Below are 25,026 nucleotides of genomic sequence, written 5' to 3' on the forward strand. Positions count from 1 at the left end.
GGTCAGCTCCCTTGCAGCGGCGTGGCGTCCTGGAAGAAGTAGTCCTTCCACGATTCCGGTTTGTTTTTGATCGCGCCGACGCGGTAGAGGAATTCCGCCAGCGGGTAGGTGTTTTTTGGCGTGACGCTGAATTCGAACTGCGGGTTGTCGATGATTTTCAGCAACTCGGCGCGGTCGATTTTCGCTTTGGTGACGCGAATGTAGGTATCGGCGGCAGCGCCTTTATCGTTCTGCGCAAACTGCGCCGCTTCGGTCAGCGCGTCGACGAAGGCCTTGTAGGTTTTCGGGTTTTCGTCGCGGAATTTTTCGGTGGCGAACAGCACCGTCGGCGAGTTCGGGCCGAGCAGGTCATAAGTGTTCAGCACCACGTGCACGTTGGGGTTTTGCAGCGCCTGCTCCTGGAACGGCGGGTTGGAGAAATGCCCGGTCAGTTCGGTGCCACCGGCAATCAGCGCGGCGGTCGCGTCCGGGTGCGGCAGGGCGATGGTGTACTTGTCGAGGCGATTGAATTCCTTGTCGCCCCACTGCTTGGCGGCCGCGTATTGCAGGAAGCGCGACTGCACCGACACGCCCACCGCCGGCACCGCGATGCGGTCCTTGTCGGTGAAGTCGGCGATGGTCTTGACCTTGGGATTGTTGCTCACCAGGTAGTACGGAAAGTTGCCGAGGGAGGCCACGGCTTTGACGTTCTGCTTGCCGTGCGTGCGGTCCCAGATGGTCAGCAGCGGCCCGACGCCCGCGCCGGCGATATCGATGGAACCGGAGAGCAATGCGTCGTTGACCGCCGCGCCGCCGGACAGCTGCGTCCAGTCGACTTTGATGTCGAGGCCTTCCTGTTTGCCGTACTTCTCGATCAGGTTCTGATCGCGCACCACGTTGAGCAACAGATACACAATGCCGAACTGCTCGGCGATGCGGATTTCACCTTCGGCGTGCGCCACGGTCGGCGCCACCAGGCTGCCGGCGATCAAGCTGAAACCCAGCCCGATGGCCGCCGCCAGCGGTGCAAATGGAAGACGTTTGGACATGGTGGTTCTCCGACAAATCAGAAAGGCGCGTCGCCCTGAATGGTGGTGCGATACAGCTTGCGGCGCAGATGGCTTGGGCAGCCGGCGGCAAGGTGGATCAGCGAGCGGTTGTCCCAGAACACCAGGTCGTGGGGCTGCCACTGATGGCGGTAGATGTTTTGCGGCAGCACGCTGTGGGCGTAGAGCTCGTCGAGCAGTTGCTTGCTCTCGTCTTCGGGCAAGCCGACGATGCGCGTGGTGAAGCCTTCGCTGACGAACAACGCCTTGCGGCCGTTTTCCGGGTGCGTGCGCACGATCGGGTGAACCACTTCGGCGACCTGCGCCAGTTGCTCGGGCGTCAGCGTCGGGCGCCAGTTGCCTTCGAATTTGGTTTCGCTGTAGCGCGCGGTGTACGAATGCGCGGCGCAGCGGCCTTCAACGGCCTTGCGCAAGGCGTCGGGCAGGTTGTCCCAAGCTTTGTGCATGTCGGCGAACAACGTGTCGCCGCCCTCGGACGGCAACTCCTGGGCGTGCAGCATCGAGCCCAGGCTCGGCAGCTCTTTATAGGACAGGTCGGAATGCCAGAACTTGCCGGCGTCACCGAGGCCGATGGATTGGCCGTTTTCGATGATGTTGGAAACGATGAGGATTTCCGGATGCCCGGCCAGCAGGAATTGCTTGAGCACGTGGATCTGCAACACGCCGAAGCGGCGGCTGAAGGCGATTTGTTGTTCGGGGGTGATGCGCTGGTCGCGGAACACCACGACGTGATGATCAAGGTGCGCGCGGTGGATGCGGCTGAAGTCTTGATCATTGATCGGACGAGACAGGTCCAGGCCGATGATTTCGGCACCGACGGCGCCGCTGAACGGGCGAACTTCAAAGGTTTGAGGCGCGAGGCTTTGAGATGCAGAGACAGCTGACATGAAAATCACTCCCACACACGGCGCGCTCGAGGGCGCCCGTCGATCAGAAACTCACGGAGGTCCCGTGTTCGTTCGTTTCGTGCGGCGCGCCGATTGGTCAGCGGGTACGCAGGAGAGTGACTTTATAGTCATAAGAATTGAAATTTAAATACCGTTAGTGAATAACGATATGGCTTTTGAGTTGCAGTGCTTTTGAGGCCGCCTTCGCGAGCAAGCCCGCTCCCACATTGGAGTTGTGTCGAGCACACAGCCCCTGTGGGAGCGGGCTTGCTCGCGAAGAGGCCATCAGCCCCGGCGAGCACTACCGCTCGTGCAATGCCTCGGCCCGCGCCCGGATTATCGGCTTGAGCAGATAGCTCAGCACGGTCTTCTTGCCGGTGATGATGTCCACCGACGCCACCATCCCCGGAATGATCAGCAGCGGCTTGTCGTCCGTGCCGAGGTGGCTGCGATCGGTGCGCAGCTTGATGATGTAGTAGGTGGTTTTCTTGTCTTCATCGGTGATGGTGTCGGCGCCGATCTGCTCCAGCTTCGCCTTGAGCCCGCCATAAATGGTGTAGTCGTACGCGGTGAATTTCACCGTCGCCTCTTGCCCTGGGTGCAGGAATGCAATGTCTTGCGGGCGAATCTTCGCTTCCACCAGCAAGGTGTCGTCCAGCGGCACGATTTCCACCAGGTCGCTGCCCGGCTGGATCACGCCGCCGATGGTGTTCACCAGCAACTTGTTGACGATGCCGCGCACCGGCGATGTCACCAGTGTCCGGCTGACCCGGTCTTCCAGCGCTTTGCCGGTGGCCTGGGCCTTGTTCAGGTCGGTGCGGGCTTCGTTGAGCTGGGTCAGCGCTTCGCTGCGGAATTTGCCACGGGTTTCGTCAATCTTGCGTTGCACTTCCTTGATCGCCGATTCGGCACGCGGAATGGCCAGCGTGGTCGCGTCCAGTTGCCCACGGGTTTCGACTTCGGCCCTTTTGAGTCGCAGCACTTCAACCGGCGACACCGCGCCCTGCGCCACCAGCGGCTCGGACATGTTGATTTCCTGACGTTGCAACGCCAGGCCATTGCGGTATTGCGATTGCTTGGAGCTGAACTCGCGCAGCTCTTGCTGACGCTGGATCAACTGCTCCTGCAACCCGCCGATTTCATCGTGCAGTTGCTGACGGCGGCTGGTGTACAGCGACTCTTCGCTGGCCGCCTGACGCGGTACGGCTTTGAGCACGTCAGCCGGGAAATTCAGCGGACGGTCGTCGACTTCCGCGCTCAAGCGCTCGACACGCAGCAGCATCGACTGGCGATCGGCTTCGGTTTCGCCAACGTTAGAAGCAAACCGGGTGTCATCGAGACGAATCAGCGGTGCGCCGGCCTCAACGATCTGCCCTTCCTTGACGAACAGCTCGGTGACGATGCCGCCCTCCAGGTTCTGGATTTTCTGGATCTTCGATGACGGAATCGCCTTGCCGTCGCCCTTGGTCACTTCGTCGATCACCGCAAAGTTTGCCCAGAGCATCAGGAACACGAAGAAGCCGATGATCGCCCAGATTGTCAGCCGCACCACGCGCGGGGCGTCTTCGATCAGGGCTTTGTTGACCTCCGGCAGTGGCTGGCCGTGCAGCGACTCGGAGCCTTTGAAATAGCGGCGAATCGAATTTTTAATCCCGGAATCAAGCAACACTGATCTGCCCCTTTTTCAACGCTTCCATCACGGCGGCTTTCGGGCCATCGGCGAGAATTTGTCCACGGTCGATGACGATCAGGCGATCGACCAGCGACAGCAGCGATGCCCGGTGCGTCACCAGCACCATGGTCTTGTTTTCAATCACTGCCGCGAGGCGTTGCTTGAGGCGTTCTTCGCCGGTGTTGTCCATGGCGCTGGTCGGTTCGTCGAGCAGCAGGATCGGCGGGTTGAGCAACAGCGCGCGGGCCAGGGCGACGTTTTGGCGCTGGCCGCCGGAGAGGTTTTGCCCGCGCTCGCCGACTTGCAGCTCATAACCTTGCGGGTGCAGCCGGGCAAACTCGTGCACGCCCGCCAGTTCGGCGGCTTGCAGGACCATTTCGTCTTCGACGTACCGCGCGCCCGACACCAGGTTGTCGCGCAGGGTGCCGGCCAGCAACTGGATGTCCTGCGCGACGTAGCCGATGTTGTGGCGCAACTCGCTGACGTCGATCTGGCGAATGTCGACGCCATCGACCAGCAGCGCACCGTCGTCCGGCTGATAGAGCCCCACCAGCAGCTTGGCCAGCGAGCTTTTGCCCGAACCGCTGCGCCCGATGATGCCGATTTTCTCGCCGGGCTTGATTATCAGGTTGATGTTCTTCAGCGCCTGGTTTTGCTGGGTCGGGTAGGTGAAGTTCAGTTGCCGGCACTCGATGGCGCCCTGCAACACCTTGCGGCTCAGTGGGCGTTCGTCGTAGTTGCGCTCTTGCGGCAGCTCCATCATTTGATCGACCGAGGTCATGGTGACGCGGGCCTGCTGGTAGCGGGTCAGCAAACCGGACAGCGACGCCAGCGGGCTCAGCGCGCGGCCGCTGAGCATGTAGCAGGCAATCAGACCGCCCATGCTCAGGTTGCCGGCGATGATCTGGTACACACCGAAGACGATCATGATCACCCCGGCCAGTTGCTGGATCAGCAAGGTGATGTTCATCGCCAGGCCGGAGAGCATTTTGACGCGCAGTTCCAGGCGACTGAGGGTGCCGATGGTCTGCTCCCACTGATACTGGCGCTCGCTTTCGGCGTTATTGACCTTGACCGCGTCGAGGCCGGCCAGGGTTTCGATCAGGCTCGACTGACGCTCGGCGCCCAGCGCCATGGTCCGTTCCATGGTCGCCACCAGCGGCTTTTGCAGCGCATAGCCGATCAGCAGCGCAATCGGGAACGCCAGCACCGGAATCCACACCAGGTGCCCGCCGAGGATCGCGATGACCATGAAAATCAGCAGGGTAAAGGGCAGATCGATCAGGCTGGTCAGGGTCAGCGAGGCGAGGAAGTCGCGCAGGCTCTGAAACTCATGAATGTTCTGGGCGAAGCTGCCGACCCGGGCCGGGCGATACTTCATGGCCATGCCGACGATGCGTTCGAACAGCGTGGCCGAGATGATCAGGTCGGTTTTCTTGCCGGCCAGGTCCAGACACAGGCTGCGCAGGCTTTTCAGGATCAGGTCGAACAGGTAGGCGCCAGTGATGCCGATAGCCAGCACCCACAGAGTCGATTCGGCCTGGTTTGGCACCACGCGGTCGTAGACGTTCATTACGAACAGTGGCGCGGCCATGGCGATGATGTTGATCAGGAAACTGGCGGCGATGGCGTCGGCGTACAACCAGCGCGAACGCTTGAGGGTGTCGCGAAACCACGAGCGCGCGCGCGGGATCAGCGTGCCGTGGTTGACATCGAATTTGTGCTGCGGTTGCGCAAAAAACACTTTGCCAATGTAGTCGTCGGCCAACAGCTCGCGGCTGACGATGCTTTCGCCGCCGTCGCTTTCGTTGGTCAGGATGCGCGCCTGGTCTTCACCGAGCCAACCCAGCAGGACGGCACTGCGACCGTCCTTGAGCAGCAACATCGCCGGCATCGCAATCGCCGGGATCTGCTCGAGTTTGCGCACCAGCACCCGCCCTTGCAGGCCGGCGCGAGCGGCGGCGCGGGGCAGCAGCTCGATGCTCAGGCGTTGCTTGGGCAATGGCAGGCCGGTCGTCAACATCGCGGCGCTGGCCGGTTTTTGATGCAGCGTGCACAGCGCCAGCAGGCCGTCCAGTAACGGATCGTCGTGCAGCGCGCGTGGATCATGAATGAGTTGAACTCGACTGACTTCTGATTCCACGCTCGACACTCTTGGCTAACGATTAATAAGGGACGCTCAATTCATCCCGGGGAGTTGAACCTGAGGTTTCACGTCGTACTGCACAACGGATGCCATCGGTGCGGCCAGTCCCTGGCGCTTGAGCAACGGGCCCATGGTCGCCTTGATTCGGTATTGAGTAAATAACTGAAGTGACTATTAACGGTGGCTCGTTGACGTTGGGTTTGACTGGACGCCGCAAACTTGACTCCTGCCGCTCGGGCTTCGCGCGTGAACGCTGTCGACTCAGAAAAAGCCCACTCGGTCTCGGTGCATTTGCGGCATAACCGCCCGGCAGATCGAACCCCGAGGGTGTCCCGTTTTTGCAGCCTTTAGCCGATAATCCGCGCCCCATCCAGCGAGGGACGCCACATCCACCTGCTTGCCCTGAATCACATTGACACTCATCGCCGGGCGCTGAAGGCGACGCGCTGGATTACCGTATGTCGGAAAGTCAAAAGCGCTGGCCAGATCACGCCATCCGGCACGGTTCCTCAGCCAAATATCAATGTGACATTACGCAAGCGAGTGATTAGGATGAACGTGCAAGGTCAATAGTTTGGCATATAGTTAATCGCAAAATAGCATAGACATTTTATTGACGAATAGCTGCGTCAAAGTTTGCGCTTATTACATTTTGAAAGTACGTCCAGACTGATCGGCGAGTGCGCCAATCAGGTCCATGGAAGTCAACTGAACGGACATCCGGAGAGTCTTCAATGAGCAGTGTTGTGGCCATCGTCAAAAGCATTGTGGGTCAGGTTTTCGCGGTGTCCCCAGAGGGCATCCGCCGCGTACTCGTTGAAGGCGACCGGTTGTTTGTCGGCGATCAGGTCGACACCGGCGCTGCCGGCGCGGTGACGCTGGAACTGGCTGACGGCCGGACCCTGGACCTGGGCCGCGACACTCAATGGAGTGGCACCGCGCCGGATTCGAGTACCGACCTCGCCGAAGCGACCGCGCAAGCCGCGCCATCGGTTGAAGAATTACAGCAGGCCATCGTTGCCGGTGCCGACCCGACCAAAGACCTCGAAGCAACCGCCGCAGGCCCGACAGCAGCCGGAAACGGCGGTGCAGCGGGTGGCGGTCACAGCTTTGTGATGCTGGATGCGACCGCTGGCCGCGTCGACCCGACCGTTGGTTTCCCGACCGCAGGCTTCGGCTCGGCCGCGCAGAGCGCGCTGGAAACCCCCGGCGGCCAGAACACCAACAACCCGATCGTACAACGCGATTCGACCCTGAGCCTGAGCGCCACGCCGACCATCACCGAGGCCGGTGGCGTATTGGTGTACACCGCGACCCTGACCCAGGCGCCGCTGACCGACCTGACCATCACCTTGTCCAATGGCTCGGTGATCGTGATCCAGGCCGGCCAGTTGACTGGCACGGTCAACGTCCCGCTCGCGCCGAACGACACCGTTTATAACGACCCGACCCAGATCAGCGTGACCGTCACCGGCACCTCGGGCGGCAGTGGCATCATCGTCACCGCGCCAACCACGCCCGCCGTGACTCAGGTCACCGACACCGTCGACACCACCACCGTTACCCTGACCGCCGGCGCGAGCGTCACCGAAGGTGGCGAGATCACCTACACCGCGACCCTGACCAGCGCCGCCCAGACGCCGGTGACCATCACCTTGTCCAACGGCGCCACGATCACTATCGCCGCCGGCAACACCAGCGGCAGCGTGAACGTGCCGACGCCGGCCGACGATGTCTACAAAAACGGCAGCACCGTCACCGCGACCATTACCGGCGCCAGCGGCGGCAACTTTGAAAACCTGGTGCCGAATCCAGCCCCGGTCGTGACCACCATCACTGACTCGGTCAATGACACCACCCTGAGTCTGTCGGCGTCGCCTGAAGTGGCCGAAGGCGGGCAGATCGTCTACACCGCGACCCTGTCCAACCCGGCCGGCACGCCGGTCGTCGTGACCTTGAGCAACGGCGCGGTGATTACCATCGCGGCGGGCGCCACCAGCGGTTCGGTGAGCTTCGATGCGCCCAAGGATGACGTCTACAAAGACGCCGGCAAAGTTGAAGCGACCATCAAGGACGCCAGCGGCGGCAACTTCGAAAACCTGGTCACCAGCCCGGTCGCGGCGGTCACTGACGTCAAGGACACCATCGATACGTCGACCGTCAGCCTGACCGCAACGCCGAGCGCTGCCGAAGGCGGCAACGTGGTGTACACCGTTTCGGTGACCGCGCCGGTCACTGGCAAAGACGTGGTCGTCAGTCTGGCCAACGGTGAAAAAATCACCATTGCCGTCGGTGAAAGCCATGCCTCGATCACGGTCAAGGCACCGAACGACGTCTTGGTCGGCCACGAACCGTTGACCAACTCGATCAAGGAAGTGACCGGCGGCAACTACGAAAATCTGGTGGCCGACAAGACGCCAACGACGACCGCCATCAGCGACACCGTCGACACCACCAAAGTGACCATGACCGCCAGCGACTACGTGCTCGAAGGCGGCACCATCACCTACACCGTCAACCTCAGCAACGCTGCAGGCACGGACATGACGGTGAAGCTGAGCAACGGCGAGAGCGTGGTGATCAAGGCCGGCGACAAGTCGAGCTCCATCACCGTCGCGGCCCCGTCCGATGACGTCTACAAGGACGGCAGCAAGATCACCGTCGGCATCGCCAGCACCAGCGGCGGCGACTTCGAGAAGCTCGACGTCAGCAAAACCACGCACACCACCACCGTCAACGACACCATCGACACCACCACGCTGAAACTCAGCGCCGATGTCAGCACCGTCGGCGAAGGCGGCCAGATCACTTACACCGCCACGTTGAGCCACCCGGCCGACACCGCGATGACCGTGACCCTGAACAATGGCCTGGTGATCAACATCAAGGCCGGCGAATCCAGCGGTTCCGCGCCGTACACCGTGCCCAACGATGTCTACACCGGCGCATCGCCAGTGCGGGCAGCGATTGCCACCAGCACCGGCGGCAACTTCGAGAAACTCGACACCGACCGCTCGGCCGTCGTCACCAAAGTGACCGACACCGCCGACACCACCAGCCTGACCTTGAGCGCTACCGGCTCGGTTCAGGAAGGCGGCCATATCGTCTACACCGCGACCCTGTCCCATGCCGCGGGCAGCGACATGACCGTGAAGCTCAGCGACGGCTCGACCATCACCATCCTCAAAGACACGTTCTCGGGGCAGGTCAGCGTGGATGCGCCGAAAAATGACGTCTACATCGACGCCGGCAAGGTCACCGCCAGCATTGACCAGGTCAGCGGCGGCAATTTCGAAAACCTGGTGCCGAACAAGGCGCTGGTGTCGACGAACATTACTGATTCCATCAATGACGTGGTCGCCAAACTGACGGTCGACAATGCCAGCGTCACTGAGGGCGGCAAGGTCACCTACACCGTAACCCTGACCAACGCCGATGGTCTGCCGGTCAATAACCACGGTGCCCTGACTTTTACGCTGACCGACGGCACCGTGATCAACGTCGCCGCCAACCAAACCAGCGGCAGCACCGTGGTCACCACGCAAGACAACCACTACGTGAATCAGCCGGTGACGGTGGTTAATCAACTGACTGGCGTCTCGGGGACCAATACCTACGAAAACCTGGTCCTGAGCACCGACAAGACCAGCGTCACCGTCCTCGACAATGACCACGCGCCCGTGTCTGTCGGCGGTGCTGTCACCGGTCTCGAAGATTCGACCATCACCCTGAGCTGGAACGATTTCAAGGTCACCGACGCCGATAACGACAGCCCGTTGGGCATCACCATCACCCAGGTATCGGGCGGTGGCACCTTGCTGTTCAACGGTGTGCCGGTCACGTTGGGCCAGACCATCAGCCAAGCCGATATCACCCTGGGCAAACTGACCTTCGTGCCCGCCGCCAATGAATCAGGCGCCGATGGTTATGGGGGTACCGGGGTTGGCAACAAGGCGTCGGACTATGCCCAGATCCAGTTCAAGCCTACCGACGGTTTCAACCAGGGCACTGAAGCGACCTTGAAAGTCGACATCACCCCGGTGGCAGATACGCCGACGCTGAACGTCGCGGGCAACAACGTAACCTCGACAGGCTTGATCAAGGAAGTCTGGACCGGCTTGGCCGGTTTGGGCACGAGCGGCAGCGGCGCGCCCACCAATACGCTGAAATCGGTGATCGATGCCGCTGGCCCCCCAAAAAGCAGCACTATCGTCAGCAACGTGCAATCGGGTGGCGATATTGCCGAAGGCACGGCGTCGAAAACTTCCGGCCTGATTTACCTCGAAGCCGGCAAGACCTACACCTTCAGCGGCACCGGCGATGACAGCCTGCTGGTGACGATTGGTGGCAAGAACGTGGCGGCCGCTACCTGGGGCGCGGGTGCCAAGTTGAACGGTTCGTTCACACCGAGCACCAGTGGCTACTACACCCTGGACATCTACCACCACAACCAGGACGGTCCGGGCAACTATGACGTCAACCTGTCGGTCAACGGCGGCCCGGCGATCGACCTGAGCAGTGCGGGTGTGCCGTTGTACACCGGCGTGGCGGACCTGGCCGCCTCTGGCGTGACGGTTTCCGACTTGCACGGCAGCAAGGGCGAAGGCTATTACGACGGCTACAAGCTCAACGAAGGTGCCCAAGGCACCAGCGTTCACCTGTCCGCGATCAATACGGCGCTGACCGACCGCGACGGTTCCGAAAGCCTGAGCGTGAAGATCAGCGGCATCCCGGCAGGCTCGGTGCTCACCGATGGCGCCGGCCACACCTTCACCGCGACGGCGACCTCCGGCGAAGCCAACGTCACTGGCTGGAACCTCGGCACCCTGACCGTGACGCCGCCTGCGAACTACAACGGCCAGTTCAACCTGACCGTCACCTCGACAGCCACCGAGACCCTCGGCGGTTCGGCAGCCAGTGTTGCGACGATTCCAGTCACGGTTTACCCGCCGGCCAGCGTCAGTGACGTCGTCGCGACCCTCACGGTGGATAAAACCACCGTAGCGGAAGGTGGCCAGATCACTTACACCGTGACCCTGTCCAACAAGGACGGGATCGCGATCAGCGGCCACGACGAGCTGACCTTCAAGCTGTCCGATGGCACCCTGATCAAAGTGCCGGCCAACGCGACGTCCGGTTCGCTCACCATCACCGCCCCGGACGACATCCTGATGGGCGGTCAGCCGGCCATCGTCAACAAACTTGAAAGCGTCAACGGTGCGGATCACTTCCCACAACTGACCCTGGCTCAGAATTCGTTGCAAACCACGGTCACGGACGAGTCAGGTTCGGGTACCTCCACCAACAACCTGGGCGACAAGGTCGGCATCACCGTCGTCGGCAACGGCGCGGTGCTGGAAAACCAGGCGCCGAGTTTCACCATCAAGCTCGACAAGGCCCAGAATGTTGCCATCACCGTAAAGTTGAGCGACGGCCAGACCGTGACTTTTGCCGCAGGCGAAACGCAAAAAGTCCACACCCTGGCACCTCAAGGCGAAGACGTCTACAAAGACGGCGGCACCGCGACGCTGGGCGTCAGCGGCGCGACTTCCGGTGGCACTGCGCTGGAAAATCTGGTGATCGGTAACCCGGCGTCGGTGGTCGTCACCGACACCGTCAGCGAAGTCATCGCCAGGCTGACCGTGGACAAAACCACCGTCATCGAAGGCGGATCGGTCACCTACACGGTGACCCTGACCAACAAAGACGGGATCGCTATCGGCAATCACGACCCGCTGACCTTCAAGCTGACCGACGGCACAATCGTCACCGTACCGGCCAACAGCACCAGCGGTACCGCGACCGTAGTCACCCATAACGATGTGTACGCTGGCGGCCAGCCGTCGCTGGTCAACAAACTGGAATCGGTGACCGGCAGCAGCAACTTCGAAAAACTGACGCTGAACGACGCAAAACTGACCACCACCGTGACCGACCAACCTTCGGGCCAGGGTGAGCAGACCACGCTTGGCATCAGCGGCGCTACGACGGTGAACGAAGGCCAGGCTGCGCATTACACGCTGACCCTGAGCAATACCGCTCAGACCGAAATGACGGTCACCCTGAAATACAGCGGCACCGCAACCAATGGCGTGGACTACACCGGTGTGGTGACCGTCAAGATTCCAGCCAACAGCAATAGTGTTGGTTTCGACATCAACACCATTCATGACAAGTTGGTCGAAGGTACCGAGAACTTCAAGATCGCCATCGATTCGGTCAGCGGCGGTAATTTCGAGAACCTGGTGATCGACTCGGCCAACAAAGATGTCACCACCAACATCATCGACAACGACCACGCGCCGGTGGCCATTGGCGGTGCGGTGGCCGGTCTCGAAGATTCGACCATCACCCTGGGCTGGAACGATTTCAAGGTCACCGACGTCGATAACGACAGCCCGTTGGGCATCACCATCACCCAGGTTTCGGGCGGCGGCACCCTGCTGTTCAACGGTGTACCGGTCACCTTGGGCCAGACCATCAGCCAGGCCGATATTACGCTGGGCAAACTGACCTTTGTGCCCGCCACCAACGAGTCGGGCGCCGACGGTTATGGCGGTTCGGGCATCGGCAACAAGGCGGCTGACTACGCGCAGATCAAGTACACGCCTACCGACGGTTTCAACAAGGGCACTGAAGCGACCTTGAAAGTCGACATCACCCCGGTAGCTGACGCACCGACGCTGAACGTCGCCGGCAACAACGTCACCTCAACGGGCTTGATCAAAGAGGTCTGGACCGGTCTTTCCGGCCTCGGCACCGATGGCAGCGGCGTGGCCACGGGTACGCTGAAAAGCGTGATCGACGGCGCCGGTGCGCCGAACTCCAGCAGCACCGTGACCAACGTGCAATCCGGCAGCGACGTGGCCGCAGGCACCGCCTCGAAAACCTCCGGCCTGATTTACCTCGAAGCCGGCAAGACGTACACCTTCAGCGGCACTGGCGATGACAGCCTGCTCGTGACCATCGGCGGCAAGAACGTCGCGGCGATCACCTGGGGTGCGGGCGGCAACCTGAATGGTTCGTTCGTGCCGACCACCAGCGGCTATTACACCCTCGACATCTACCACCATAACCAGAACGGCCCGGGCAACTACGACGTCAACCTGTCGGTTAACGGCGGCCCGGCGGTCGATCTGAGCAGCGCGGGCGTGCCGCTGTACACCGGCGTGGCGGATCTCGCCGCGTCCGGCGTGACCGTTTCCGACCTGCACGGCACCAATGGCGAAGGCTACTACGACGGCTACAAACTCAATGAAGCCGCCGAAGGCACCAGCGTTCATCTGTCCGCGATCAACACGGCGCTGACCGACCGCGACGGCTCCGAAAGCCTGAGCGTGAAGATCAGCGGCATCCCGGCCGGCTCGGTGCTCACCGATGGCGCCGGCCACACCTTCACCGCCACCGCGACGTCCGGCGAAGCCAACGTCACCGGCTGGAACCTCGGCACCCTGAGCGTGACCCCGCCGCCGTACTACAACGGCCAGTTCAACCTGACCGTGACCTCGACTTCCACCGAAGTCCTGGGTGGGTCGGCCATCAGCACCGCGACGATCCCGGTCACCGTTTACCCGGCGGTCTACAACGCCGTGACCGCCACGTCCGGCGATGACACCGTCACCGGCACGACCGGCAACGACATCGTCGTCGCCGACATCGGCGGGCTGACCGTGGTGCCGGGCACCAACTACAACATCGCGTTCATGGTCGACAGTTCGGGCAGCATGAGCTCGACCTCGATCAACGCGGCCAAGGACTCGCTGACGGCGGTGTTCAACACGCTCAAGCAGAGCATGGGCGGCAACTCGGGCACCGTGAACATCTTCCTGGTGGACTTCGATACCCAGGTCAACAAATCGGTATCGGTCAACCTCAACGACCCGAACGCACTGACCTTGCTCAAAGCCGTGCTGACGTCCATGTCGTCCGGCGGCGTGACCAACTACGAAGACGTGTTCAAAACCACGGCCAACTGGTTCCAGAGCGCCGACGCGGTGGCCAACACCGGGGCGAAAAACCTCACGTACTTCATCACCGACGGCCAGCCGAACTACTACCAGACCGGCGAACAGGGCAACCCGACGCTGTACGGCAGCGTGAAGCTCGACGATGTGGTGAAAACCAGCAACTACAAGCCGGGTGACGCCTTCTCGACGACCATCGACAGCACGCACACCCTGAGCATCAACAGCGCCGGCACTGTGACGCTGAGAACCTACGGCAATGGCGGCTGGAGCTCCAGCAACCTGGGCACCATTCACGCTCAGGGCGATGGCACCTACGAAATATCCAGCCTGGCCGGCAACAGCAGCTACACGACCCAGACCGCGCTCGACAACTCGAACAGCAGCTTTACGCTGTTGAGCAACCTGTCGAACGTCGAGGCCATCGGCCTGAACAAAGGCGTGACCCTGGCCGACCTGAAACCGTACGACTCCGACCACGCGCCGCAAACCAACATCGATCCGAAAGACCTGGCCAACTCGATCATCGGTCACACCGAAGCGACGTTGCCGGGGGCCGACACGGTCAATGGCGGCGAAGGCAACGACATCATCTTCGGCGACCTGGTGAGCTTCAACGGCGTGGCCGGCGAGGGTTATCAGGCGATGCAGGCGTTCGTCGCCCAGCAGACCGGCGTGGACGTCAGCAAAGTCACCACCAGCAACGTGCATCAATTCATTACCGAGCACTACACCCTGTTCGATGTGTCCGGTGCGCATGACGGCAATGACACGCTGCTGGGCGGCGCGGGCAACGACATTCTCTTCGGCCAGGGCGGCAACGACAGCCTCGATGGCGGCAAGGGCAATGACATCCTGCTCGGCGGCAGCGGTAACGACACGCTGATGGGCGGTCAGGGCAACGACATCCTGATTGGCGGTTCGGGCGCGGATACGTTCGTCTGGAAGTCCGGCGACACCGGCAACGATGTCATCAAGGACTTCAAGGCCAGCGAAGGTGACCGCATCGACCTGCGCGACCTGTTGCAGGGCGAAAGCGGCAGCACCATCGACAACTTCCTGAAAATCAGCACCGTGGATGGCGTGTCGTCGCTGCAAGTCAGCTCCGGCGGCAAGTTCAACTCGGGCGACGCGGCAGCCGCCACGCCGGACGTGACGATCAAACTGGAAGGCAACAACTGGTCCACCGCCAATCTTCACTCGTTGATTGCCGGCAGCGACCCGACCATCAAAGTCGACCACAACAACAGCTGATCAAACGAAAAACGGCCGCCCTTATGGGGCGGCCGTCACGTTTGGGTCTATCAGCCCGGTGACGATTTCGTCGCCGCACCGCATACTCGCGTCCAGTTGGCCTATGCTGCTGACAGCATGACGCTGGTTCATTTCCGAGGGATGCTCAATGTTTTACGTGCAACGCGATGCGCAAGGCCAGTTAGTGCGCGTGGAAGCCGCGGCCTATGCCGAGGCCACGGAAACGCTGCCGGCCGATCACCATGAAATCCAGGCCTGGTACGCCAACGAAGTCATGGAAACCAGCCTCAAACAGCTCAAGCAGAGCGACCTGGAAATGATCCGGGTACTCGACGACCTGATCCAGGTGCTGACCAGCAAAGGCGTGATCCGCGTCACCGACCTGCCAGCGGCCGCACAAGCCAAATTGATGGACCGGACCCAGGCGCGTGAGGCGTTGGGTGGGTTGAGTCATTTGATTGATGATGAAGAGACGGGGTTGATCTAGGCCCCGCTTTTATCGGTGTCTTGGCTGACGCCTTCGCGGGCAAGCCCGCTCCCACAGGGTTTTGGGTGAATCCGAATTCAGCGGTCAACACCAATCCACTGTGGGAGCGGGCTTGCTCGCGAAGGCGTCATCAGCCCTACTCCCAAGGCTTGGGCTCACCCAATAATTGCCCCTGAACCCCATACACCCCCATCTCGCGAATCACCCGCAACTCGCCTTCCGTCTCCACCCGCTCGGCAATCAACGGCAGGTCGATGCTGTGCGCCGCGCGCTGGATCGCTTCGATGAACAGGCGCTTGTCGCTCTCCTGGTCAATCGCCCGAATGTAGCTGCCATCGATTTTCAGGTACGCCAGCCCGAGCCGCGCCAGGTTGCCGATCATGCTGAAGCGCCCGCCAAACCGTTGCAGGCTCAACGAGAAACCCAGCTCGCGCAGACGTCGCGTCAGCGCTTCCAGCATCGCTTGCTCGGGCACTTGTTCTTCGCCGATTTCCAGCGTCAACCGTGGACCGAGATTGGAATGGGCGCGCAGGATGTCGAAGACTTTATTCAGCGCCTGCGGATCGCCCAGCGTCGCCGAGGACAGGTTCAACGCCAGCGACTCTTCGTGGCCGGCCATTTGCTCAAGCACCCGCTCCAACATCAGCCTGTCCAGCCGCGCGGTCCAGCCGAAGCGCTCCAGCCACGGCAGAAAACGCCCGGCGGGGATGGTCTGGCCCTGATCGTCGATCAAGCGCGACAGCACTTTGTAATGCAGCACCAGTTGCGTGTCCTGGCTGGCGACTACCGGTTGGAAATACAGCTGGAACCGGCGCTGATTCAACGCCTGATCGAGCAAATTGTTCCAGGCATGGTGGTCATCGCCGACATTGGCCGAGGCGCTGTGATCCAGGCACGCCCAGCTCTGATCGCCCTGCCCCTCGGCCTGCGCCAACGCCTGATCGCCCAGCCCGAGCACCGCTTGCGGTGAGTCGCCATACACAAACGGCGCCAAGCCGATCGACGCCACCGAGGCGACGTCGGTGGCGCCGGTCGCATGCAGGCTGGCCAAGGCGCTGTCGAGGTTCTGCGCCAGTTGCAGCGCTTCTTCGCGCACCAGCCCTGGCGCCAGCACGGCGAATTCTCCGCCGCGAATCCGCGTGACCAGGTTCTGCGTTTCCGGGTACTTGGCGCACTCGCGGGACAATTGCTCGCCCACCGCCTTGAGCAATTGATCGGTGCGCTGGCCGCCCAGGCGCTGGTTCAATCCCGCCAGGTCCTTGACCCGCAACAGCAGCAGATAGCCCGAACTCGCTTGCTCCGGATTGCTCACCCGGGCGTTCAATTGCATTTCGAAATAGCGCCGGTTGGCCAGGCCCGTCAGGTTGTCCTGATACGACTCGACCCGCAGCTTTTCGCTGCGCTCGGCCTGTTCCTGAAACAGGGCCTTGAGCTTCTCGACCATTTGGTTCATCGCCTGCACCACGCGGCGCAGTTCAGGCGTGCGCGGCAGCTCGGGCAGGCTGAGGAATTCACGGCGGGCGATGGCGTGGGATTGCTTGACCATGTAGTCCAGCGGCTTCAATTGTCGACGCAGCAACAGCGCACCGAGGATCGCGCTCACCGCCCCGCAGATCAACAGCCAGCCGAGGCTGCCCAGCGCGCTCTGCCACAATTTGGCCACGGCAAACATCGGGTGGCTGACCACCTCGACCCGCGCGGCCTGCTCCCAGCCACGGCTGACAATCGCATCGCCACCGGCCGGCTCCAGGCCAATCATTTTGACGAACCAGTCCGGCACGTTATTCACCGCCGGAATGCCACTGCGCTCGACGATGGTTTTGTCGTTAGCCAGGTCGACCACACGGATGCTCGCGTAATAACCGCTGTCGAAGATCGAGCTGACCAGCAACTCGACCATCGCCGGGTCGTCGATATTCGGCGTCAACGACAGCGCCAGCGCGGTGGCCGCGTCCTGGGCGTGGGAGCGCAACTGGTTGACGTACTGGGTGCGCGAGCTTTCCAGGCTGACCATGAAGCTGCCGGTGAAGGCGACCACCAGGAACAGACAGATAGCGATCAACAGCTGTTTGAACAAAGACATCTGAGCGCGTGCTCCTAGTTAGTCGTCTCGACCGGGAAACCTTCGGCCTGCATTTTCTTCAGCACATCCTGCCAGCGGGACAGGCGTTTGGTGTCACCGACCTTCTTGTTGCCTTTCGCACCGGGGATATACAAACCTTCGGCATTAAAAGAGTAGACCGGCAGCAAGTCAGTTCGTTGGCTGGCGGGCTTGATCTCGTTGATCAGGCTGTCGAGCACCAGTGGCATCGCCTCGGGGCTGGAATAGTAAGTCAGCACCATGTGCGCGCGGTTCTGGCGCAACGCCTTGACATAAGTAATGCGCAGCTTGTCACTGGAAACGCCGAGATGGCGCAGGCTGAAATACTTGGCGATGGCGTAATCTTCACAGTCGCCGGCGCCTTTCCACAGGGCTTCGATGGGTGTTTCCCAGTAATCGACTTCATGCCAAAGGTCGATGTCCTCGACGTAGCGCATCTGTGAATTGAAGAAGCGGTTGACCACATTGAGCTGTTCCAGCTCGCCGACCTGCTTTTGCGTGGCCAATAAATGCTGCCAGGCATCGATTCGCTGCTGCCCCTCGCCCAATGGCCCGTACAATGCCTGCGCTTTGCGGCTGATCAGCGAAAAATCCCAATCGGCATGCAGCCCGCCCAGCATGACGCCGGCCAGCAGCAGCGCGCAGCACAGCCAGCGCAAAGTCCGAGGGATCGCGAAACGTAGCGCCAAGGCGAGGCATCCAGGTCAGGCAGGTGGGGAATCGGCTGATGGTGAAGGTTAGCCAGCTAAAAAACAATGGCACGGTGAGATCACCGACACCGGACTAAACTTCAGATTGAGCGCGACATAACAGGTCGTGGGGCAGGTTCTGCTGTCCGTTTGACAAGCTCCGACACAGTCTCTAGTGTCATTTGGATCCAAATATTTCAGTCATTCAGGGTGCGTAGTCGTGATACAGAAGCCCAACCCGCTCAACAGCATCAAGGTCAACGCGCCAATTCCGGCGCACATGGCACGTTCGGTGATCGAAGAAACCCTGCGTTCAGCCATTCTCGACGGGCGCATTCCGTGCGGTACTGCCCTGCGTCAGCAGGATTTGGCCGATCTGTTCGGCGTCAGTCGAATGCCGGTGCGCGAAGCCCTGCGCCAGCTCGAAGCCCAGTCGCTGCTTAACGTCGTCGCGCATAAAGGCGCGGTGGTGGCGGCGCTGGTCCAGGGCGACGCGGCGGAAACCTATGCCCTGCGGATTTTGCTGGAGTCCGAGGCGCTGCGCCTGTCGATTCCCTTGCTCGACAAGGCAGACTTCGAACAGGCCGCGCGCTATATCGAGGAACTGGAAACGGAACACGATTACGCCGAAATCGGCCGGCTTAATCGCCTGTTCCACATGACGCTGTACAGCAAGACCACAAATGGCCGGCTGTTAAGGTTGATCGGTGACGGGTTGAACGAAGAAGAGCGCTTCCTGCGCTTCAATCTGGAGGCCATGGGCTTGGGCAAGTTGTCTCAGGACGACCACCGCGCACTGTTAAGGGCCGCCGAAGACCGCGACACCGAGCGCGCCGTGAAACTGTTGGAGCATCACCTCAATCGCGGTGTCGAGGTCATTACGCGTTACCTCGCCAGTCCTGCCGCGCTGAGTAAAAAACCCTCCCGATAAATACTCCGACAAGCCGTTGTGCGCAGCCCGAACTGCGCGCGACGCTTGCTGTGAATAATCCCCTTACACATCCCCTGCGGCTGAACCGGATCGGTGCAGCGCGCGCACTTCTCTTCCCATCGATCTGCCGTCCTCAAGTTCAATAACGACGCTCGCAAAGATCACGCCCTCGGCGATAGCGGCGGCCGTGATTTACGCTCACTCTTGGGCGGCCAACAACTAATGAACGGGAGACGCACCGCCTCGGCGGGGCCGTCCTCGCACCAAGAACCTACGGAAGGAGTCTTGTCACGGGAAAGGAAGAACCGGCGTCGATCCCAGCCAACTTCCACCCCTTTAAATCACGTCAACGAAACAACTGGAAAGTTGCTTTGAGTGAGGCATTCACTCTTTACTTAAAATTTTGACGTTACTCGGTCGAAAGGAGCAACTACGCCCAAATAAAACAATTAACAATTGTTTTATCGGGGCATGTCGCGCGCAAGAAAGTTGAACTTTCAAATAAGTTAAAAATAACTTGCCCGACACTTTATTCGTGGTTTAGTTTTTCATCGCCGCCATTGAACATGGGGCGAAACGCCGTTATCTGGCGCCTTGTTCTGCATCCAAACTTATCAATCAACTTGAGGCCTTCGCTCGCCAATAGAAAACTTGAAACGACTTCCCTTAACGCTGGCAGTCCTCCTGTCGACACTTCAGATTACTTATAGGCACGCCGATGAATACTAATAAAGAACGCCTCAACCAGAAGAAAGCCGAACTTAGTGCGCACCCCATTTTTTCTGAAATACATTCGCTGTCGGTACTTCAGCGCTTTATGGAAACCCATGTGTTTGCCGTCTGGGATTTCATGTCGCTGACCAAACGCCTGCAACAGGAACTCACCTGCGTGCAACTGCCCTGGTTGCCGCCGCGCGACCCGCAAGCGGCGCGGCTGATCAATGAAATTGTGCTGGGCGAAGAATCCGATGATCGTCCGGCCCAGGGTCATTACAGCCATTTCGAGTTGTACCTGGATGCGATGCGAGAAGTGGGCGCCAGCACGGCGGTGGTCGAGCGTTTTGTCGCGTTGCAACAGGAAGGCGTGAGTTACGACGTGGCGCTGCAAAGCGTGGACGTCGATCCGGCGGCGGCGCAGTTCGTGCGCAACACCTTGCACACTGCGCTGCATGCGCCGGGGCACAGTGTGGCGGCGGCGTTTCTGCACGGTCGCGAGAGCGTGATTCCGCAGATGTTCCAGCGAATTCTCGACGACTGGGGCATCGGCATCGAGCAGGCGCCGACCTTTCGCTACTACCTCGAACGCCACATCGAAGTCGACTCCGAAGACCATGGCCCCGCCGCTGAAAAACTGCTCGCACGGCTGGTCGATGGCGATCCGCAACGCGAAGCGGACGTGTACGCCAGCGCCCTCGCCGCCGTGGAAAGTCGCATCGCGTTGTGGGATGGCTTGCGCCTGAGCATGGGTGAACGGGTTGCCGAGGTGAACGCATGAACGCCGCCGACTACCAATCCTTCGCCGACGCCTGGGAGCGCCGCGCGACCATTCGCACGCGCCCCCGGCGCGTACTGGAGAACGATGACAAGCTGATCTACCCGCTGAGCCGCCAGCCGCTGGTGCTGAGCGAAACCTTCCTGCGCGAATGCCCCGGGCAACGGGACTTTGCGCTGGTGCAGACGCTCTACAAGTTCATCAACGACGTGGTGATTTTCGAGACCGAAATCGTCGACAAGACCGCGCGCAGCATCGCCAAAAATCGCTTTGCGGTGGCGTTCCCGTTTGCCTGTCGTTATGACGCCATGACCGTGGTCATCGACGAGGATTACCACGCCCTGGTGGCGATGGATTTCATGCAACAAACCGTCGCCATGACCGGCATCACGCCCATCGAATTGCCGGATGAAATCGAACTCAGCCGAGCCATTCCCGCCGCGGTCGCACTCGCCCCGGAACACTTGCGAAGCGCGATGGAGCTGATCTGCGTGGCCATCGCCGAAAACACCGTGACCGGCGATGTCGCGGCGTTCGCCAAGGACGACACGGTCAAGCAATCGATCAAGGGCCTGATGGCCGATCACTTGCTGGACGAGGGCCGTCATTCAGGGTTCTGGTCGCGGATGGTGCGCATCTACTGGCACACCGCGAGCGAGGACGACCGCCAGTGCATCGCGCAGATCCTGCCGGTGTTCATCGGCCATTACCTGACCAACGACATTCAGAAAACGTTCGACTTTCGCCTGATCGAGTCCTTGCAGATCAGCGACGCGGCACGCCAGGCACTCAAGAGCGAAGTCTCGGGGCTGGCCTTCCCGATCAATCGCCACCACCCGCTGGTCGCCAACATCGTGCGGTTTTTCCACAGCAGTTCGCTGCTGGATTCGCCGTGCGTGCAAGACGCCCTCAGCGACTACCTGGCTTAACGAGGAGAACATCATGAGACGTCTCGACATTCTGCTCATTGGGCAAAGCCAGGCCTTGACCGACCTGGCGCTGGAACTCGAACAACACGGTCATGCGCTGGCGCGGGCCGGGGCGGTCACCTCGTTCGATTTGCTGATCGACGACGCGACGCTGCCGTGTGCAGACCTCGGTGCAACGCCGCGACTGACGCTGCAACTGGGTGTCGCGGGATCGCCGGGCACTGGTTTACCGCCGTTGGCGCTGTTGTGCAGCTGCAACTCAACGCTGTTCAGTCGCGTGCCGATTGCCGAAGAATCGTCGGGCAACGGCCAGGCATTGCGCTTGCGAGCGGTGGCGGAACTGGTGGATCACGTCGCGCTGCTGGTCAGCCGCTTTTCTCGTGACAGCGAGTATTTTCTGCACGCCGAACCGGCAGCGACGGCCCACGCCGAGCGGGTGGAAAGCCTGCAGTTGCTGGAGCGCCTGGCGTTCGTCCATCGACTCAACAACACCGCGCAGCCGTGGCTGTCGCAAGCGGCTCAAGTCCCGATGATCGAGCGTCTGGAACAGCGCCTCATCCAATGCGCCGAGCGCCCGGCGCTGACCATCGACGGCACCTCGCTGAGCTACCGGCAATTGCACGCTCACAGTCGCGCGATCCAGCAGCGATTGCTGCCGTTGCTCGCGCAACACCCAGGGCCGTGGGTGGTCGGGATCTGCCTGCGCAAATGCAACGCTCTGTATGCGGGGATTCTGGCGATCCTGGGCAGCGGCGCGGTGTATTTGCCACTGGAGCCGAGCCACCCGCTGCAACGTCAGCAGTACATCCTGGCGAATGCCGGGGCCGTGTTGTTGCTGCACGACGGCGACCACCCGCTGGCCGACGAAGTGCCGGGGCTGGACATCAGCCGAATCGACATCAACAACGTCGACCTCGGCCAACCGTTGATGCGCCAGCGCCCCGCGCTCGACGCGCCGTGCATGGCGCTGTACACCTCGGGCACTACCGGGCATCCCAAAGGCGTGTTGCTCAGCCAGGCCAACCTCGCGCACTTCACGGCGTGGTACGCCGACTATGTGCAACTGACCGAACAGAGCCGGGTGTTGCAGTTTTCGTCGTTGAGTTTCGACTCGTCACTGATCGATATTTTCCCGACGCTGCTGCAAGGCGCCGAGCTGATCGTGCCCAGCGACGATCAGCGGCGCGACCCGCTGCAACTGGTCGAGCTGATCCGTCATCAACACCTCAGCCACGCGTTTTTGCCGCCGGCGCTGTTGAGCATTTTGCCGCTGGATCAGTTGCAGGTCCTGGACCATGTGATGACCGGCGGCGATGTCTGCGAACCCTATGTCATCGAGCAACTGACCCGCCAGGGCAACCTCTACAACCTCTATGGCCCGACCGAGGCCACGGTGCTGATTACCGCGCGGCAGCTGCGCCCCGGCGACAACAACCGCACCCTCGGCGCGCCGATCGCCAACAGCCAGGTGCTGATTCTCGACGAGGATTTGCAACCGGTGGCCGAGCAAAGCGTCGGCGAGTTGTACATCGTCGGGCCGGGAGTGTGCCTGGGTTACCTGAACAACCCGCAGCAGACCGCCGAACGTTATCTGCACCTGAGCCTGCCCAACGGCGAGCGCTTGCGCGCCTATCGCACGGGCGACATGGCGAAGTGGACCGCGGCGGGTATCGAGCTGTGCGGGCGGCGGGACAACCAAGTGAAAATTCGCGGCTTTCGGGTCGAGCCGGAAGAGATTGAACGTTGCCTGCGCGACAGTCAGTTGTACCGCCAGGTGGCGGTGGTCATCGACAGTCAGCGACGGATCCTGGCATTTCTCGCGCAACCGCAGGAGCAACAGCCGGGCGCCGCTCGCGAAGCCTTGAAGGCCCACGCCACGCAGTTTTTGCCGGACTACATGCAGCCCATCGCCTGGACCGAACTGCCGAGCATGCCGTACGCCAGCAACGGCAAGGTCGACCGCAAGGCGTTGTCGGCACTGCCCGTGAGCGTTGCCGAAAACACCTCGCGGCGCCTGCCGGCCAGCGTCGATGAAGCGCTGTTGCTGGAGATCTGGGCCGAGTTGCTGGAGCTGCCGCCCAGCGACATTTCTACCGACGAAAGCTTCTTCAACCTGGGCGGGCATTCGATTCTGTTGTCGCGAATGCTGCTGCGCTTGCGCGAGGAATTCGGCCGCAGCATCTCGATCAACCGCTTCATCGAATTGCCGACCATTGCGAAGCTGGCGACCTTGGTGCGCGGCACCGGCACCGAGGAAGTGCTGAGCACCCAAGCCATGGCAGACGCGTTCCGTGAGCTGGATATCCGGCCGCTGCCGGTCAGCCGCATGGGCGATGTGCACAAGGTGATCGTCACCGGCGCCAACAGTTTTGTCGGTGTGCACATCGTCGAGGCGTTGCTGGCCTGGGGCGTGACGGAAGTGGCGTGCCTGGTGCGCGAGGGAGGCGGGCAATCGGCGGCGCAGCGCTTCGCCCACGCGTTGCAGGAAAACCGCCTGGAGCATCTGGACCTGAGTCGGGTGCAGGTTTACGCGGCGGACATTACCCGCCCTTTACTGGGCCTCGATGCGCAGGTTTACGAACGGCTGGATCGGGAGTTCGGTGCGCTGGTGCACAACGCGGCCAACGTCAATCACGTGCTCGATTACGAGTCGCTGGCGCGGGATAACGTCGAGCCGATTTTCGAGTGCCTGCGGCTGTGCGAGGGGCGCAGCAAAAAGATCTTCAACTTCGTCTCCACGCTCTCGGCGTCGAGCACGATTGCCGACGATGGCCGGGTGCTGGAATTGCCCGCTGCGCAGACCCCGCCGATCTACATCAAGAACGGCTACAACCTGTCGAAGTGGGTTGGCGAGCGGATTCTGGAGCGCGCGCGCGAGCGTGGGGTGCGGGTCAATCTGTATCGCCCCGGCAACATCAGTTTCAACAGCCTGACCGGCGTCTGCCAGCCGCATAAAAATCGTTTGATGTTGATGCTCAAAGGCTCGATCCAGCTCGGCCAGGTGCCGGCGTTCACGTTGAACTTCGACCTGATGCCCGTGGATTTTCTCGCGCGGTTTATCGCCTTCCACGCCAGCCGTTATTCAGCGGAAAAAGCGGTGTTCAACCTGCACAACCCGGAGCCCTTGAGTTGGGACGATTACGTCGCCTCCTTCCGTGAGGCCGGCCGCGAATTTGCCATGGTCAGCGTCGCGCACTGGCAGCAGCAACTGGGCCGCGTCGACAGCGACAACGCGCTGTTCGGCGTCCTCGGTTTCTACCTCAACGGCTTTGAAGAAGACATCGGCGACATCTCGATGATCGGCCATGACAACGCCGAGGCCGGCATCCGGCAAATGGGCGCGCACTACCCGGAAAAATCGCCGGCGCTGCTGCGGCGCGGTTGCGACTACCTCAAACAAATCAATTTCATCTGATGCACCCAACCAA

General features: G+C 61.3%; 12 protein-coding genes and 4 pseudogenes. 9 read left to right on the forward strand and 7 right to left on the reverse strand.

Annotated elements, in window-relative coordinates; all coding sequences use genetic code 11:
* Window positions 1–2: 2 nt before the first annotated feature.
* The 5 genes and pseudogenes from ACQKP4_RS14595 to ACQKP4_RS14615 form a co-directional block, all read right to left on the reverse strand.
* Window positions 3–1,028 (reverse strand): ABC transporter substrate-binding protein, encoded by a 1,026-nt coding sequence (locus tag ACQKP4_RS14595; protein ID WP_427634175.1) that lies wholly within the window; start codon window positions 1,026–1,028, stop codon window positions 3–5.
* Window positions 1,029–1,045: 17 nt separating this feature from the next.
* The gene (locus ACQKP4_RS14600) at window positions 1,046–1,933 is read right to left on the reverse strand and encodes a TauD/TfdA dioxygenase family protein (protein ID WP_427634177.1); all 888 of its coding nucleotides are present in this window, start codon (window positions 1,931–1,933) and stop codon (window positions 1,046–1,048) included.
* A 301-nt stretch (window positions 1,934–2,234) separates the two neighbouring features.
* Complete coding sequence (locus ACQKP4_RS14605; RefSeq protein WP_427634179.1) at window positions 2,235–3,602, reverse strand: HlyD family type I secretion periplasmic adaptor subunit; 1,368 nt, start codon at window positions 3,600–3,602, stop codon at window positions 2,235–2,237.
* Window positions 3,592–5,748, reverse strand: a complete 2,157-nt coding sequence (locus ACQKP4_RS14610; protein WP_427634181.1) for a type I secretion system permease/ATPase — start codon at window positions 5,746–5,748, stop codon at window positions 3,592–3,594. The genes ACQKP4_RS14605 and ACQKP4_RS14610 overlap by 11 nt, the downstream gene beginning before the upstream one ends.
* A 36-nt stretch (window positions 5,749–5,784) precedes the next feature.
* Window positions 5,785–5,922: pseudogene (locus ACQKP4_RS14615) on the reverse strand (TolC family outer membrane protein); the annotation flags it as partial.
* A gap of 563 nt (window positions 5,923–6,485) precedes the next feature.
* Here ACQKP4_RS14615 and ACQKP4_RS14620 point away from each other — a divergent pair.
* The 5 genes and pseudogenes from ACQKP4_RS14620 to ACQKP4_RS14640 form a co-directional block, all read left to right on the forward strand.
* Window positions 6,486–9,404: pseudogene (locus ACQKP4_RS14620) on the forward strand (retention module-containing protein); the annotation flags it as partial.
* Between the two features lie 195 nt (window positions 9,405–9,599).
* Window positions 9,600–11,018: pseudogene (locus ACQKP4_RS14625) on the forward strand (immunoglobulin-like domain-containing protein); the annotation flags it as partial.
* Between the two features lie 60 nt (window positions 11,019–11,078).
* Window positions 11,079–11,354, forward strand: a pseudogene (locus tag ACQKP4_RS14630) (immunoglobulin-like domain-containing protein); the annotation flags it as partial.
* A gap of 39 nt (window positions 11,355–11,393) precedes the next feature.
* Window positions 11,394–14,969, forward strand: coding sequence for an immunoglobulin-like domain-containing protein (locus ACQKP4_RS14635; protein ID WP_427634204.1), 3,576 nt, complete (start codon window positions 11,394–11,396; stop codon window positions 14,967–14,969).
* Window positions 14,970–15,117: 148 nt separating this feature from the next.
* Entirely contained in the window at window positions 15,118–15,456 is a 339-nt protein-coding gene (locus ACQKP4_RS14640; RefSeq protein ID WP_150782567.1) for a tryptophan synthase subunit beta, read from the forward strand.
* A 136-nt stretch (window positions 15,457–15,592) separates the two neighbouring features.
* On the opposite strand, the gene lapD is transcribed toward ACQKP4_RS14640, so the two are convergent.
* Window positions 15,593–17,539 (reverse strand): cyclic di-GMP receptor LapD, encoded by a 1,947-nt coding sequence (gene lapD, locus ACQKP4_RS14645; RefSeq protein ID WP_427634183.1) that lies wholly within the window; start codon window positions 17,537–17,539, stop codon window positions 15,593–15,595.
* A gap of 14 nt (window positions 17,540–17,553) precedes the next feature.
* Window positions 17,554–18,246: a cysteine protease LapG gene (lapG, locus tag ACQKP4_RS14650; protein WP_427634185.1), complete on the reverse strand. Its 693-nt coding sequence runs from the start codon at window positions 18,244–18,246 to the stop codon at window positions 17,554–17,556.
* A 220-nt stretch (window positions 18,247–18,466) separates the two neighbouring features.
* Here lapG and ACQKP4_RS14655 point away from each other — a divergent pair, with 220 nt between their 5' ends.
* The 4 genes from ACQKP4_RS14655 to ACQKP4_RS14670 all read left to right on the forward strand — a co-directional run bounded on the left by ACQKP4_RS14655 (window position 18,467) and on the right by ACQKP4_RS14670 (window position 25,013).
* Window positions 18,467–19,177: a GntR family transcriptional regulator gene (locus tag ACQKP4_RS14655; RefSeq protein ID WP_427634187.1), complete on the forward strand. Its 711-nt coding sequence runs from the start codon at window positions 18,467–18,469 to the stop codon at window positions 19,175–19,177.
* Window positions 19,178–19,895: 718 nt separating this feature from the next.
* Complete coding sequence (locus ACQKP4_RS14660; protein WP_427634189.1) at window positions 19,896–20,672, forward strand: DUF3050 domain-containing protein; 777 nt, start codon at window positions 19,896–19,898, stop codon at window positions 20,670–20,672.
* Window positions 20,669–21,598 (forward strand): diiron oxygenase, encoded by a 930-nt coding sequence (locus tag ACQKP4_RS14665; protein WP_427634191.1) that lies wholly within the window; start codon window positions 20,669–20,671, stop codon window positions 21,596–21,598. Before ACQKP4_RS14660 ends, ACQKP4_RS14665 begins: the two co-directional genes overlap by 4 nt.
* 13 nt (window positions 21,599–21,611) lie before the next feature.
* Complete coding sequence (locus ACQKP4_RS14670) at window positions 21,612–25,013, forward strand: amino acid adenylation domain-containing protein (protein ID WP_427634193.1); 3,402 nt, start codon at window positions 21,612–21,614, stop codon at window positions 25,011–25,013.
* The last annotated feature ends 13 nt before the right edge of the window (window positions 25,014–25,026 follow it).

Origin of the sequence: Pseudomonas sp. NPDC086278 (assembly GCF_050280905.1) — a bacterium.
Taxonomy (GTDB): Bacteria; Pseudomonadota; Gammaproteobacteria; order Pseudomonadales; family Pseudomonadaceae; genus Aquipseudomonas.

What these genes read in the sequence shown, in the direction of transcription:
- ACQKP4_RS14670 (WP_427634193.1), top strand. Translation starts at nt 21,612, where the DNA reads ATGAGACGTCTCGACATTCTGCTCATTGGGCAAAGCCAGGCCTTGACC.
- ACQKP4_RS14660 (WP_427634189.1), top strand. Translation starts at nt 19,896, where the DNA reads ATGAATACTAATAAAGAACGCCTCAACCAGAAGAAAGCCGAACTTAGT.
- ACQKP4_RS14665 (WP_427634191.1), top strand. Translation starts at nt 20,669, where the DNA reads ATGAACGCCGCCGACTACCAATCCTTCGCCGACGCCTGGGAGCGCCGC.
- ACQKP4_RS14640 (WP_150782567.1), top strand. Translation starts at nt 15,118, where the DNA reads ATGTTTTACGTGCAACGCGATGCGCAAGGCCAGTTAGTGCGCGTGGAA.
- lapD (WP_427634183.1), bottom strand. Translation starts at nt 17,539, where the DNA reads ATGTCTTTGTTCAAACAGCTGTTGATCGCTATCTGTCTGTTCCTGGTG.
- ACQKP4_RS14600 (WP_427634177.1), bottom strand. Translation starts at nt 1,933, where the DNA reads ATGTCAGCTGTCTCTGCATCTCAAAGCCTCGCGCCTCAAACCTTTGAA.
- ACQKP4_RS14595 (WP_427634175.1), bottom strand. Translation starts at nt 1,028, where the DNA reads ATGTCCAAACGTCTTCCATTTGCACCGCTGGCGGCGGCCATCGGGCTG.